The organism is Amycolatopsis sp. NPDC059021, assembly GCF_042739895.1.
Lineage (GTDB): Bacteria > Actinomycetota > Actinomycetes > Mycobacteriales > Pseudonocardiaceae > Amycolatopsis.
In genome coordinates, this window is record NZ_JBHYIQ010000022.1 from 74830 (window position 1) to 88833 (window position 14004).

Annotated in this window: 10 protein-coding genes; 3 read left to right on the forward strand and 7 right to left on the reverse strand. The window is 72.6% G+C overall.

The window, feature by feature from the left end:
- The 5 genes from ACFWX1_RS15950 to ACFWX1_RS15970 all read right to left on the reverse strand — a co-directional run.
- Nucleotides 1–1441 (reverse strand): MFS transporter (locus ACFWX1_RS15950; protein WP_378387849.1); only part of this gene is annotated, 1441 nt, incomplete at its 3' end.
- Complete coding sequence (locus tag ACFWX1_RS15955; RefSeq protein ID WP_378387851.1) at nt 1438–3072, reverse strand: flavin-containing monooxygenase; 1635 nt, start codon at nt 3070–3072, stop codon at nt 1438–1440. The genes ACFWX1_RS15955 and ACFWX1_RS15950, both read right to left, overlap by 4 nt.
- Nucleotides 3073–3193: 121 nt before the next feature.
- Entirely contained in the window at nt 3194–4231 is a 1038-nt protein-coding gene (locus ACFWX1_RS15960; RefSeq protein ID WP_378387853.1) for a glucosyl-3-phosphoglycerate synthase, read from the reverse strand.
- 166 nt (nt 4232–4397) lie between these two features.
- A complete protein-coding gene (locus tag ACFWX1_RS15965) occupies nt 4398–6374 on the reverse strand; it encodes a phosphatase PAP2 family protein (RefSeq protein ID WP_378387855.1) in 1977 nt (658 codons plus the stop codon).
- Nucleotides 6375–6606: 232 nt separating this feature from the next.
- Nucleotides 6607–9621, reverse strand: a complete 3015-nt coding sequence (locus ACFWX1_RS15970; protein ID WP_378387906.1) for a BTAD domain-containing putative transcriptional regulator — start codon at nt 9619–9621, stop codon at nt 6607–6609.
- Between the two features lie 264 nt (nt 9622–9885).
- Here ACFWX1_RS15970 and ACFWX1_RS15975 point away from each other — a divergent pair, with 264 nt between their 5' ends.
- Entirely contained in the window at nt 9886–10218 is a 333-nt protein-coding gene (locus ACFWX1_RS15975; protein WP_378387856.1) for a helix-turn-helix domain-containing protein, read from the forward strand.
- Here the strand turns inward: ACFWX1_RS15975 and ACFWX1_RS15980 are convergent.
- Both ACFWX1_RS15980 and ACFWX1_RS15985 read right to left on the reverse strand, forming a co-directional pair.
- Nucleotides 10142–10882 (reverse strand): ABC transporter ATP-binding protein, encoded by a 741-nt coding sequence (locus ACFWX1_RS15980; protein ID WP_378387858.1) that lies wholly within the window; start codon nt 10880–10882, stop codon nt 10142–10144. The two genes, ACFWX1_RS15975 and ACFWX1_RS15980, sit on opposite strands and share 77 nt — an antisense overlap.
- Nucleotides 10883–10911: 29 nt before the next feature.
- Nucleotides 10912–11979, reverse strand: coding sequence for an ABC transporter permease (locus ACFWX1_RS15985; protein WP_378387908.1), 1068 nt, complete (start codon nt 11977–11979; stop codon nt 10912–10914).
- A gap of 184 nt (nt 11980–12163) precedes the next feature.
- Between ACFWX1_RS15985 and ACFWX1_RS15990 the strand changes: the two genes are divergently transcribed.
- Nucleotides 12164–13366, forward strand: a complete 1203-nt coding sequence (locus tag ACFWX1_RS15990) for a sensor histidine kinase (RefSeq protein ID WP_378387860.1) — start codon at nt 12164–12166, stop codon at nt 13364–13366.
- Entirely contained in the window at nt 13363–13995 is a 633-nt protein-coding gene (locus tag ACFWX1_RS15995; protein WP_378387862.1) for a response regulator, read from the forward strand. Before ACFWX1_RS15990 ends, ACFWX1_RS15995 begins: the two co-directional genes overlap by 4 nt.
- The last annotated feature ends 9 nt before the right edge of the window (nt 13996–14004 follow it).

The window sequence follows — 14004 nt, forward strand, 5'->3', positions numbered from 1 at the left end:
CGTGGGGCTGTGCCGTGGGGTCCCCCGCACCGCCGCGTGCGGGGGGGGGCGGGGGCGGGGGGGGCGGGGGGCGGCCGGCGCCCCCCCCCCCCCCCCCCCCGAGCCCGACGGCGAGCTGGACCGCCAGCACCACGCCGAACGCCGCCGCGTAACTCTGTCCACTTTGGATGGACCCGAACAGCGTCCCGAGCGAAGCGACACCGATCGCCATCGCACCCTGTTGCGTGGTCACGAGCACGCCGCCGCCGACGCTCGCGTAGGCCGTGGGGACCGCGCCGAGCACCTCGATGTTCGCGGCACCCACCACCAGCGCCTGACCGAGGCCGATCAGCACCAGCCCCGGCAGCGCGCTCCACACTGCGCCGCCGAACCAGCCCAGCGGCAGCGCGGCCAGCAGCCAGACCACGCCGAGCCCCTGCACCAGCGCGCCGTACGGCGTCACCCGCGCGCCCCACCGGGTACGCAACGCCGGTATCGCGAACGAGCCGAGCAGGAACGCCAGCGACATCGGGGCCACGGCGAGCCCGGCGGCCAACGGGTCCAGGCCGATTCCGTGTTGCAGCGTCAACGGCAGCGCGAAGAGGAATCCGGCCCAGGCCGCCAGGAACGGCGCGAGCAGCAGCAGTCCCCCGCGCACCTTCGGTTCGGTGAGCACCGACGGCGGCAGCAGCGGCACCGCGCCGGAGTCGACGACCCGTTTTTCCGTACGCCACAACGCGATCGCCACCACCGGGGCGAGGAACGGCAACGCGAGCGTCCACCACGGCCAGCCCAGCAACGGGCCCCGGTTGAGCGGCACGAGCACCACCAGCACCAGCGCGCCGAGCAGCGCGGTGCCCCGAAGGTCGACGCCCGCCGGATGCTCCGACCTGCTGTCGGGCACCACGAACACGGCCAGCACGGCGGCGATCAGGCCGAGCGGCAGGTTGACGAGGAACAGCAGCCGCCAGGAGGTGCCCCACAGATCGGCCTTCAACAGGACGCCGCCGAGGACCAGGCCCAGGATCGCGGCCAGGCCGCTGACCGCCGCGTACCGGCTCATCGCCTTCGCACGCCGTTCCGGGGCGACGGCGGCCTGGATGGTGCCGAGGACCTGCGGCGGGATGAGCGCGGCCGTCGCGCCCTGGACGATTCGGGCGGCCACCAGCCATTCCGCGCTGGTCGCGAGTGCGCACAGCAGGGAGGCGAGGACGAAGCCGAGCAGGCCTACCACCAGTACCCGGCGTCGGCCATACGCGTCCCCGAGCCTGCCGCCCAGCACCAGCAGCAGGGTGAAGGCGATGCCGTATCCGGCGACGACGAGTTCAAGGTCGGCGTTCCCCGCGCCCAGGTCCCCGGCGATCGTGGGCAGCGCGACGTTGACGATGAACGAGTCCATCATCGGCAGGAGCGTGGCCAGCAGCACCACACCGAGGCCGAAGCCGGACAGCGGGCGGCTCACGGCGCCACCGGTTCGTCCACATGCGACAGCCGGAAGCCCCGATAGCCGTCCAGTGCCACGGAGTCGCAGATGCGCCGGTACCGGTCGAGGCCGCCCGCGTAGGGCATGAACACCCGCGCCTTGCCCTCGATGTTCGCGCCGAGGTAGTACGAATCGGCGTGGTGGTACAACGTCCGGCTCGCGGCGTCGGCGACCTGCGCCACCCAATCGTCCTGCGCGGCTTGTTCGGCTTCCGCCGTGCGCACGCCCGCCGAGCGCAGCCGCACCAGCAGATCCCGGATCCAGGCGACGTGATGCTCGATCGCCCGGAGCATGTTCGACAAGTTCATGGTGCTGCCGGGCCCGGTGATCGTGAACAGGTTCGGGAACCCGGACACGGCGAGCCCGAGGTACGTCCCCGGCCCGTCCACCCACCGGTCCGCCAGCCGGACGCCGTCCCGGCCGGTGATGTCCATCCGCGTCAGCGCTCCGGTGAACGCGTCGTAGCCGGTGGCGAAGACGAGCACGTCCAGCGGGTAGTTCTCCCGCGTGGTGCGGACGCCGTCCTCGGTGATCTCCTCGATCGGTTCCGCGCGCAGATCCACCAGCCGGACGTGGTCCCGGTTGAACGTCTCGAAGTAGCCGTCGTCGACGCAGAGCCGTTTCGTGCCGATCGGGTGGCCGCGGGGAGCGAGGAGCTCCGCGGTCCCGGCGTCGGCGACGGTCTGCCTGATCTTGTCCCGGAAGAAGTCCGCCAGCAGTGCGTTCGCCGCGAGATCGCGGCCGGTGTCGGTGAACGTCGCGACGATCCCCGTCCCGCCGTCGGCCCATCGGCGTTCCAGCGCGGCCCGCCGCTCGACAGGTTCGCTGTCCAGAATGGACTGTCCGGTGCCCGCCACCACGTGCCCGAACCGTGTCGTGCTCGCGAGCGCGACACGTTCGTCGTACTTCTCCGGCTCGCCTGCCAGCTCGGCCTCGGTGAGCGGACGGTTCCGCGCGGGCACGCTGAAGTTCGCGGTCCGCTGGAACACCACGACTTCGGCGGCCTCCTCGGCGATCCGCGGGATGACCTGGATGCCCGAGGACCCGGTGCCGAGCACGCCGACGCGCTTGCCCGCGAAGCTCACGGGCTCGTGCGGCCATTGCCCGGTGTGGAAGCGTTCGCCGCGGAACCGTTGTATTCCGGGGATGTCCGGGATCTGCGCGGCGGACAGGCAGCCGACAGCGGTGACGAGGAACCGGCACCGCACCTCGCCGCCATGTTCGGTGCGCACCAGCCAGGTCGAGGACGGCTCGTCGAAGGTGGCCGCGACGACCCGCGTGCCGAAGGTGATGAACGGGAACAACCCCGCGCGCCCGGCGAAGTATTCGGCGTAGCGCAGGATCTCCGGCTGACCGGCGAACCGCTCGGACCACGTCCACTCCCGGTGCAGGTCGCGGTCGTGGAGATAGCAGTAGTCGAGGCTCTCGATGTCGCACCGCGCGCCGGGATACCGGTTCCAGTACCAGGTTCCGCCCACCCCGCCGCCGGTTTCGAAGGCGTGGCAGGCGAATCCGCTCTTCCTCAGCTCCGCGAGCAGGTGCAGGCCCGCGAACCCGGCCCCGATCACGAGGACGTCGTAGCCGATCCGCGCGTCCCAGCCCTCGCCCAAGGGGATCCCTCTCCTCCGGGCGTCACCGCCGGGGCACGCCGCGTGTCTCCTCGCTCTCGCAAGATCACCCTACCGGCAAAACGGACTTTAAGTACAGATCAGTCACGGTGCCCCGCAAGGCTCACGCGGTGGCCCGCACCGCGTTCTCCTGACGGATCGACGCCGGAAGGCTCGCCAGCGGGGGCCGCTGCGCGCAGGCGAGGTCGGTGAGCACCAGCTCGCGCTCGACGCCGTCGGCCGAGGAACCGCGCTGGAACTGGGCGAGCACCGTCGCCGGCGGGCACGCCGCGACCAGCCGGTCGTAGCGCTCGAGCCGGTCCATCAGCGTGTGCATGATCTGCGCGGCCATCCGGCCCAGCGCCTGGAGGTTCTGGTGGCGGTGCACCCGGTGGCCGAGGTCGACCTGAGCGAGCGCGTCGAGCCCGCGCAGCTCCAGCAGATCGATCAGGTGCCCGATCTCGACGCCGTAGTCGGCGACGAACGGGATGCTCTCCAGCACCTCGCGGCGTCCGGCGTATTCACCGGCGAGCGGCTGCACGAACCCGGCCAGCTCGGGCCAGAACATGTTGAGCAGCGGCCGCGCGACCAGCTCGGTCACCCGGCCGCCACCGTCGGCGTCGGTGCCCGCCGCGCCGATCAGCGGCCGGTGGTAGAAGCCCTTGACGTAGGCCACCGACGGGTCGGTCAGCAGCGGGCCGAGCAGCCCGGTGACGTAGGCGGTGGTGAACTCGCGGAGATCGCCGTCGACGAAGACGACGAGATCACCAGTGGTGGCCGCGACCCCCTTCCACAGCGCCTCGCCCTTACCGTCCAAACCGGACAGTGCGGGCAGCACGGCGTCCTGTGCGACGACGTCGGCGCCCGCCGCCGAGGCCACCCGCGCGGTCGCGTCGGTGGACCGGCTGTCCACCACGAGGATCTCGTCGACCAGCGGATGCCGTTCGACGAGATCCTCGCGGATGGCCGTCACGATCGCGCCGACCGTGGCCTCCTCGTCGCGCGCCGGGATGACCACCGACACCGTGGTGCCCCGTTTGGCCGCCACCAGCTCTCCGGCGCTCCAGTCGGCCGCCGTCGCGCTGCGCCGGGCGAGCCAGGTGCCGACCTCCGCCGAAACCCGCGGCCGCCCCCGCTCCCCGTCATGCCTGCTCGTGCGCATGGTTTCCCCTTCCCTCCTCGGCTGTCCGCCTGTGATCGAGGTTCGGGGCGCCAGGTTTCCGCCGCGCACCCTGGCATGAAACCGCTGCGTTACGAGTCGGCCGTGACGTTAACGGGTCCGGTCACACTTCCCCGAAAGCGTCATGAAGCGCACCCGATACGGCGGCCTACCCGGCCGTGCGGAAGATCGCGACGTCGTCCACGGCGACCGTCACCGGCGCGTTGGTGGCCGAGCCGGACAAGCCGGCCAGCACCCCGGCGTTCCCGGCCCCCTGCAGCGCGGCGGTCTGATCCGTCGCGGTCGTCTGCCAGCCGGGTTCGGCCGCCCCGTCCGCCCACACCTTGGCCCGCACGGTGGTCGGCGCGGTGCCGGTGACCTGGATCCTGGCCCGGAGCAGGGCGCCCGGCTGGTAGGTGAGGCCGGCGATCTGCTGGTCCGGGGCGAGCGCCGTCTCCACGCCGGCCGGGTCAGTGCGCCGGAGCTGGAGCCGGACACCGCCGTCGGGCCGCAGGGTGAGCGTCGCCCGGTAGGTTCCGGCGTCGTCGAGCTTCCGTCCCACCACCGAGGCGTAGATCCCGTTCCCGGTGGCGATCTTGTCGGTGCCGAGCTTGACCGTGAAGTCGGTGTCGGTCGAGCGGATCCGGTTCAGGTAGGCGCTGCGGCCCGCGCCCGGTTGCAGGGTGATCCGGCCCGCTCCCCCGCGCACCGCGTAGTCGGTGGCCGCGCCGCCGACCCACCAGTCGCCGCCCGCCTCGGCCGTGCCGAACCCGGTGTCGACCGACCGCGCGAACGAGTCCAGGCCGAGTGTCGCGTTCGTGCCGAGGAAGTTCGCGGTCACCCACGCGGCGACCTTGTCCCCCGTGGCGACCGAGTACTCACCGTCGAACCGGTAGTGCACCCCGAGCCAGACCCGGCTGAGCGCGTTCTCCCTGGCCGCGTCGCTGAACGTGGTGAACGACCGGGTGACGTTCCTGGCGAAGGGATCGTCCGTGGTCGCCGTCCAGGCGAAGGTGTCGGTGCCGAGGTAGCGCTTCATGACCCCGGCCCACGCGCCGGCGAAGGTCCCATGCCCCGAGATGAACGCGGGGAACGGCGGGGAGAAGGTCGTCCCGTCGGTGCGGCGCGACTCGGGCTGCCAGTTCGGATCGGGGTCCGACGGGTGCAGCTTGATCGCGGTTTCCGGGCGCCACAGGTCGATGTCCGTCCGGTACTTCACGTCCCAGGCCGCGATCGCGGCGTCGCCGAGCGCGAGCGACACGAGCGCGAACAGCTTGGCGTTGGCGAACTGGTCCTGCCCCGGCAGCTGCCGCGCGATGATCGCGGTGTGTTCAAGCAGCTGCCCCGGCGGTTTGTAGGTGCCGTCGAGATCGTTGGCCCAGAAATGCGCGGCCTGGGTCTTGTCGGCACCACGGGTCGCCGAGTTCAGCCGCCCGACCTCCCGTACCTCCGCCACGTGCGCCTGGTAGGTCGGCGACGCGAGAAGCTCGCCGATGTCGTCGACCCCCATCGGATGCGAGGGGCGGAAATGGTTCGGAGTGTCCATGGTGAACGGCCGGACCAGGCCCCACTGCGGGGTGAGCGCGTCGCCGGATCCGGTCGGCCGCCAGTCCCCGGGCCGGGTGCCCGGCGTGTAGGTCACGGTGTCGTTCGCCCGGTCGTTCGCCCGTGTGACGGCCATGACCTGCGCGGTCTTGACGCCGATGGCGGCGCCCTGGTCCCGCTGCTCCTGGGTGACGCTGCCCGGAATGGTCTGCTGGGCCTCGCGCAGTTTCGCGGCGAAATCGAACTGGGGGAACGAACCGCCCGGGTAGAGCGCGGTCAGCACGCGATAGGCGGCCTGGTCGATGGCGCTGCTCGGGTCCGGCGCGGTGCCCGCCGCTACCGGGACCCTGGTCAGATACGGCTGGCCGAGGCAGCCGCTCGCGGTCGCGCATCGCGCCGAATTGGCTCCGTCGTAGACGGCGCCGTGCATCATGGCGGCGGTTCTCGCCAGCCGTGTCGGCGACGCGTTTTCCCCGCGCAGATTCCGGAAGACGTCGAGAAGAACCTGATTCCAGTACAGCACATGGTCGGTTTCCGACACCGCGACATCACGCGGGATCGCGTCGTCGGCGAGCGCGGCCGACGGAACACTCAGGCTCATCGCCACCGCGACGCAAACAGCGTTACCCGCCCGTCTCGAACGAGATCTTCGTGCGAAAACCACCGGTCCACCTCCATGACGAATACCGCGTCCCGTTCGGTTCGCGGAAAAAGGGCGACGACAAGCACCCGGAGCATTACCCGGCCGTCCCCCAGAAACCCCTGACGGGAAACGATTCTGTCAAAGAAAACGACCGGAACGGCTCCGCCGTTCAGCCGAACGACCTGCCCTCCTACGGCGCGGCCAGCCGCCCGGCCAGTGCGTCGGCTTCCTCGACGCGGTGCTGTGCCCGGTACAGATCCACGGCCTGCCGCCACGCCGCACGCGCGGCGGCAGGCTTGCCCGCCGCGTCGAGGACGGTGCCGAGCTGGTCCAGTGTGCTCGCCCTGTCGTAGGTGTTGTCGATTTCCTGTTGCACGGCAAGGGCTTCCCGATAACGGGCGATGGCGTCGGCGTAGCGGCCCGCGTGCTGGGCGAGGTAGCCGAGACTGTCCAGCGCGTTCGCCTCGCCCTGCCGGTCGGCGTGTTCGCGGTGCAGCGCGAGCGCGCGCTCGCAGTGGAAACCGGCCTCGGCGTGGTTGCCCAGCCGGACATGACAGCGGCCGACGAGGTTGTGTGCGTTGGCCGCGCCGACCGGATCGTCGAGCGTGCCGAACAACCGCAGCGATTCCGCCGCGTGCGTGAGCGCGAGCTCGTCCGCACCGTTCTGCGTCAGTGCCAGCGCGAGAAACCGATGCGTGTTCCCGAGATTCGCGACGTCGCCGGTCAGCTCGGTGGCGGCGACGGCCTGCCGCAGATGCTCGATGCCGTCCGCGCGGCTGCCCAGCCGGGCATGCGCGTGCCCGAGCCGCCGATGCGCCCAGGACAACGCGGTGGGCGTGCCGAGCCGTTGCGCGGCACCGAGTCCGTCGAGCCAGACGCGGAGATTGTCGGCCAGGTGGCCACGCCGGTAGTGGAAGGTGTCCAGCGCCCACGCCAGGCGCCACGCCTGCTCGTCCCAGCCCGCCGCCGCGGCGAACCGGTGCGCGGCGAGCAAGCAGTGGTGCTCGGCGTCGAACCAGGCGAGCGCCTCGGCCTCGTCCGCGAGCGGCCGCGGCCGGACGTCCCCGGCCAGTGCCCCGGGCTCGATCGGCGGCCGATGCGGTTCGAGCAGCCGCTCGCCCGCGTAGGCGGTGTGCAGGAAGAAATCGACCAGGCGGCGCAACGCACCGGCACGCACGGATTCGCCGAGACTCCGGCGGGCTTCTTCGGCGGCGTAGAGCCGCACGAGATCGTGCATCCGGAAGCGGTGCGGCACCGGCTGGGCCACCAGATGCGCCGCCTCCAGCTCGCGCAGCAGCGTTCGCACCCTGGCGACCGGCAACCCGACCAGCGCGGCCGCGGCCGTCAGGCCGATGTCCGGCCCCGGCGCCAGGCCGAGCAGCCCGAAGAGGGTCGCCGCGTCGCTGTCCAGCGCGCGGTAAGACGAAGTGAACACCGCCCGCAGGTTCGCGGACACCTCGCCCGCGTCCAGCGCGTCGAGCCGGCCCGCGGTGTCGCGGAGTTCGTCGGCCAACACCCGCAGCGGCAGCCCTGGCTGGGTCGCCACCCTGGCCGCGACGATCCCCACCGCGAGCGGCAGGCCACCGCACAGCGCGAGCAGATCGGTGACCGCATCCGGTTCGGCGGCGACCCGCCCGGCGCCGAGATGCCGGGTCAGCAGTTCCCTGGCCTCGTGCCCGGTCCACACGTCGAGGGTGAGCAGCAACGCGCCGTGCGTGGCCACCAGCCCGCCGAGCCGGTGGCGGCTGGTCACCACCACGGTGCAGTCCGGGCTGCCCGGCAGCAGCGCGGCGACCTGGGCGGCGTCGCGGGCGTTGTCGAGCACGACCAGCATGCGGCGGCCGGCGACGAGGCTGCGGTACAAGGCGAACCGGGCCTGCTCGTCCGCCGGGATCGCGCCCGGCGCGACCCGCAGGGCGTCCAGGAAACCGCGCACAGCCACCGCCGGGGGCACCGGCTCGGCCGTGGGATCGAACCCGCGCAGGTTGACGTACAACTGGCCGTCGGGGAACCGGTGCGCGTTCCGGTGTGCCCAGTGCAGCGCCAGCCACGTCTTGCCGATCCCGCCGATGCCGCCGAGCGCCGAGATCACCATGGTGCTGCGGAGATCCGCACCGGCGTCGAGCGCCTCGCCCAGCCGCGCCAGCTCCCGCGCCCGGCCGGTGAACAGCCGCGGCGGGGCGGGCAGTTGCCGGGGCACCGGCCGGTCGGCAGGCGGCGTCTCCCGCTCGGGCAGGTCCTGGGCGAGCACCCGGCGGTGTGCCTCGCGGAGTTCGGCACCCGGGTCGACGCCGAGTTCGCCGGCCAGCCGGGCACGGGTGTCGTCGAACCGCCGCAACGCCTCGGCCTGCTGCCCGGCACCGGCCAGCGCGAGCATCAGCCGGGCGGCGAGTCCTTCGTGCAGGGGTTCCTCGTCCGCGAGTGCCCGCAGCCGGGAGACCGCGTGCCCCGGCTCCCCCAGTTCCCGCGCGGTGTCCGCGTAGCCGAGCGTGGCCTCGGTCCGGCGCCGCAGCACCGCGACCGCGACCGGATGCGCCAGGATCCGGCTGTCCACATTGGACAGAAAGGGGCCGCGCCACAGTTCGAGGGCGGCCGAGTACGCCGCGAGTGCCTGCCGGAGTTCCCCTTCGGCACGGCATCGGCCCGCCTCGCCGATCAGCTCGTCGAAGCGCAGCAGATCCAGCTGCCGCCCGGTCACCCGCACCCGGTAACCGCCCCTGACCGCCACGATGAGCTGCGCCTTGCTCCTGTCCGGTTCGAGAATCCGCCGCAACCGGGCGACGTAGGTGTGCAGCAGATTCGGGGTGGACTTCGGCGGATCCTCGCCCCACAGCACCTCGGCGATTTCGTCGGTGCCGACCGCCCGATCGGGCTGCACCGCCAGCAAAGCGAGCAGCGTGCGTTGTTTGAGCGCGCCGATCTCGACCGGATTCCCGTTGTGCCACAAGCCGAGCGGGCCCAGCACCGAGATCAGCGGCCCGCGGCGGGCCCCGGCCACGCGGACGTGCTCCGGTGGTTCCAGCCCCACCGCCTCGGCCAGCCGCCGGGTGGACTCCCCGCGTGGCCTGCCACCCGTGCCGCGCTCGACACCGCGCACGGTGCGTTCGCTCACGCCCGCCCGCGCGGCGAGTTCCCGCTGGCTCAGCCCGGCCCGCACCCGTGCGGTACGCAGCCGTTCCCCGAACGGCTCCGCCGCCTGGCGCATGATCACCCATCCCCTCCGCGGTCCCCGACACGTCACCCATCGTGGTCAGGCGAGTCCGTTTTCCATCCTGCCCGAGCCACCCGGCGGCGGAAAGCCGCCCGCCCGTTCCCGGTGCCGCGCGGGTTTTGCCGATTCTGCCGGTCCGCGCGCGTCATGCCCGGCGATTCGCGACGTTCGCGCTGGTCAAAGCCTTCGACGTCGACGCGGAACCGGTCCGGTTCGAGTACAGGAATACGTCGGCACCACCGGGCTACCGTGGTTCCGGTGATCATTTCAGCCGCGAGGAGGACAGCCATCCTGGCCACGAACCGGGCAGCGGGCAGGGACCTCGGCTCGCTCGGCGCGCTCCTCGGCGTGACCCGGGCACGGGTACTGGAGGCCACGGAAACGGGCTGCACCACCACGGAGCTGAGCAGGCGGGTGGGTGTCTCGGCGGCCTCGGCGAGCTACCACGCCTCGATCCTGCGCGCGGCGGGCCTCATCGAAACCCGCCGCACCGGCACCGCGGTACGGCACGAGATCACCGCGCTGGGCGCGCACCTGCTGACCGGCCGGCTGGGGGGCGGCCGGTCAGCGGGCTGCGGGCCCGAGCGGTGAGGGCGAGCCTGCCGTCGCGGATCTCGGCGATCCGGTCCACGCCGTCCAGATGCGCGGTGTCGTGGGTGACCAGCACGGTGGCGACGCCCTGGCGGCGCGTGAAACCGAGCACCAGATCGATGATCGCCGCGCCACGTTCGTGATCCAGCGCGCTGGTCGGCTCGTCCACCAGGAGTACCGCGGGGTCGTTCATCAGTGCCCTGGCGATCGCGACCCGCTGCCGCTGGCCGCCGGAGAGCTGGTGCGGACGGCGAGCGCCCTGGCCGGCGAGCCCGACCGCGTCGAGCAGTTCGCGCGCACGGCGGCGAGCGGTACGCGGCGACCTGCCGTCGAGATGAGCCATCACTTCCAGCTGCTCGACGGCGGTCAATGCGCCGAGCAGATTGGGCTGCTGGAAGACGATGCCGATCTTTTCGCGGCGCAGCGTGGTTTTCGCCGCGCGGCTCAGGCCGGTGACGACGACGCCGTCGACGACGACCTCGCCGGAGTCGGGGGTGACCAGCGCGGCGGCCACCGCGAGCAGGCTGGACTTCCCCGAGCCGGACGGCCCCACCAGCGCGGTCGCGGTGCCCGCCGGCACGGTCAGGTCGGCGTGGTCGACCGCGGTCAGCCGGTGGTCACCGTCGCGGTAGGTCAGGACGACGTCGTTCAGCTGCAGGCTCATCGATACTTCTCCCTGGCGTCCGGGCGGATTCAGTGCGTGGACAGTGCGGTCAGCGGATCGACCGAGACGATGCGGCGGACGGACAGCGCCGCCCCCAGCACGCCGAGCGCGATCATCACCAGTGCCGGCACCAGCGTCGTGCTCACGTCGAGCACGAACGGAACCGTGCCCGCCGCGGCCGCCCCGATCCCGGCGGCCGCGCCGGTGCCGGCCGCTGTACCGGTCACGAGCAGCACCACGGCCTGCCCCAGCGCGTCACGCAGCAGGTAGCCGGTGGTGGCGCCCAGCGCCTTGAGCACGGCGATGTCCGCGGCCCGCTGGATCGTCCAGACGGTGAAGAACGCGCCGACGACCAGCGCCGAGATCGCGAACAGGAAGCCGCGCATCAACTGCAGCGAACCGTTTTCCGAGGTGTAGGAGCCGATGGCCGAGCGCGCGTCGTCGCGGGCGACGGTGCTGGTGCGCAGCCGGGCGTCGGCGGTGGCCAGGTCGGCGGTTCCGGTGGTGCGCAAGGCGATCACCGTGGCGTACCCGCCCGGTGCGAGCCGCTGCCAGTCGGCCAGGCTGGTCCAGGCCACCGGCGTGTGACTGTAGGAGGCGTCCCCGGCGACCGCCGCGACGCGTACCGGGACACCTGCGAGCAGCACGGTCTGACCGGCCTTTGTGGACAGTGCGGCCGCGGCACCGGTGGACAGCACCACCTCCCCCGGCCCGACCCGCCCGCCTTCGGGGACGAGACCCGAGCCGAGCTCCACCCCGAAGGCCGACACCACCGCGGTACCGCCCGCGGATGTCGTGGCCTTGGTGGTGGTGATGCCGAGCGCCTCGGCCGCGGTGACCCCGGGGACCCTCGCCCAGCCTTCCTGCTGGGCCCGGTCCACAGTGGACTCGGTGAACGACGGCGGCTGCCCGTGCGAGGACGCGCCGAACGCCAGATGGTCGGCGGGCAGGCCGGTGACGGCCGAGGTACTCGCCTTCCCCAGTCCGGCGGTGAGGCCGGACAGCAGGCCGACCAGCAGGGTCATCAGCACGACGACGGTCCCCATGAGGGCGAAGCGCCCCTTGGCGAACCGCAGGTCTCTCCAGGCGACGAACACGGCGAACGTCGGCTCCTTCCGGTGCATCCGGCCGGGGACTTCTCCCGGCACATGACCGACTGTTCTCCTGGACCGGCCGCCGGTCATCGCACCGGGGAACGCTTCGGCGGTATCGAATCGCGGAGGCCGGAATCAACCTTTCGATCGATGCCCCCACCGCCACGGGCCGTAGTCTGGGCAGGTCATGGAACCGCACACGCTGACCCGGCCGCTGCGGGTGCTGCGTGTCTGCCTGCACCTGCTGATGGCCGGGCTGCTGGTGCTGACCGCGGTACGCGCGGTGGCGGCCGGCCTGCCCCGCGCCCCGTGGATCGTCGTGGCGGCGGTGGCGATGGCAGGCGTGTACGCGGCCGGGCCGCTGCTGCCCCGGGTGAGCCGCTCCGGCCCGGCCGCCGCGGTGTGGCTGGCCGCGCTCGCGGTGGTGTGGCTGGGACTGCTGTGGCTGACCCCGGACGGGGTGTGGCTGGCGTTCCCGCTGTTCTTCCTGCAGTTGCACCTGCTGCCAGGGCGGTGGGGACCGTCGGCCGTGGTCGTCACGACCGTGCTCGCGATCGCCGGGTTCGCCTGGCATCAGGGCGCGTTCACCGTCGCCGCGGTGATCGGGCCGGCGCTGGGTGCCGCGGTGGCGGTGGCCACCGTCCTGGGCTACCAGGCGCTGTACCGGGAGAGTGAGCAGCGGCGCAGGTTGATCGAGGAGCTGAGCGTGCTCCGCGGCGACCTCGCCGCCGCCGAGCGCTCGGCCGGGGTACTCGCCGAACGGGAGCGGCTGGCGCGGGAGATCCACGACACGATCGCCCAGGGCCTGTCGAGCATCCAGCTGCTGCTGCGGGCCGCCGAGCGGGCGCTGCCCGAGCGGCCGGGCGACGCCGGACAGCACGTGCGCCGGGCCAGGACCGAGGCACAGCACAACCTCGCCGAAACCCGCCGGTTCGTGCACGCGCTCACCCCGCCGGACCTCGAGAACGGCTCCCTGTCCGCCGCGCTGGAACGGCTGTGCGCCACCACCGCGGAGCACTCCGGGCTCGCGGTGCACTTCCACCTCGACGGCGAGCCCGTCCCGATCCCCACCCCGTACGAGGTGGCGCTGCTGCGGATCGCGCAGTCCGCGCTGGCCAACACCGTCCGTCACGCGCGGGCGCGGCGGGCCGAGGTCACCCTGTCCTATATGGACACCGGGGTGGCGCTGGACGCCGTCGACGACGGCGTCGGGTTCACCCCGGAGACACTGCCCGCCACCGGCGACGACGAGGGCGGTTTCGGGCTGGCCGCGATGCGGGCGCGGGCCGACGCCCTCGGTGGCACGCTCACCGTGGAGTCGGCGCCGGGAGCGGGCACCGCGCTCGCGGTCAGCTTCGCCCACCACGACCGGCCGTCGGAGGACCCGTGAGCGAGACGATCAGGTTGCTGCTGGCCGACGATCACCCCGTCGTCCGCGCCGGGCTGCGCGCGGTGCTGGACACCGAACCGGGCTTCACCGTGGTCGCCGAGGCCGGTACCGCGGAGCGCGCGGTGGAACTGGCCGCCACGCTGGACGTCGACGTGGTGCTGATGGACCTGCGGTTCGGCGCGGAAATGCGCGGGGCGGACGCCACCGCGGCGATCACCGCCCGGCCGGACCCGCCGCGGGTGCTGGTGCTGACCACCTACGACACGGACGCCGACATCCTCGCCGCGATCGAGGCGGGAGCCACCGGATACCTGCTCAAGGACGCGCCGCCCGAGGAACTGGCCGCCGCCGTGCGGGCCGCGGCCGCCGGCCGCACCGCGCTCGCCCCCGAGGTGGCCCACCGCCTCATGGACCGGATGCGCGCCCCGGGCACCGCGCTGTCCCGCCGCGAAAGCGAAGTCCTGCGCCTGGTGGCCGACGGACTGTCCAACGCCGAGATCGCCGCCAAGCTGTTCCTCACCCAGGCCACGGTGAAGTCCCACCTCGTGCACATCTACGCCAAACTCGACGTCGACTCGCGCACCGCCGCGGTCGCCGTCGCCCGCCGCCGGGGCCTCATCCGCCGGTGACCCGCGCCG

Bases quoted from the DNA above. Each gene is read 5' to 3' on its own strand.
- ACFWX1_RS15970 (WP_378387906.1), bottom strand. From the start codon at position 9,621: ATGCGCCAGGCGGCGGAGCCGTTCGGGGAACGGCTGCGTACCGCACGG.
- ACFWX1_RS15965 (WP_378387855.1), bottom strand. From the start codon at position 6,374: ATGAGCCTGAGTGTTCCGTCGGCCGCGCTCGCCGACGACGCGATCCCG.
- ACFWX1_RS15990 (WP_378387860.1), top strand. From the start codon at position 12,164: ATGGAACCGCACACGCTGACCCGGCCGCTGCGGGTGCTGCGTGTCTGC.
- ACFWX1_RS15960 (WP_378387853.1), bottom strand. From the start codon at position 4,231: ATGCGCACGAGCAGGCATGACGGGGAGCGGGGGCGGCCGCGGGTTTCG.
- ACFWX1_RS15980 (WP_378387858.1), bottom strand. From the start codon at position 10,882: ATGAGCCTGCAGCTGAACGACGTCGTCCTGACCTACCGCGACGGTGAC.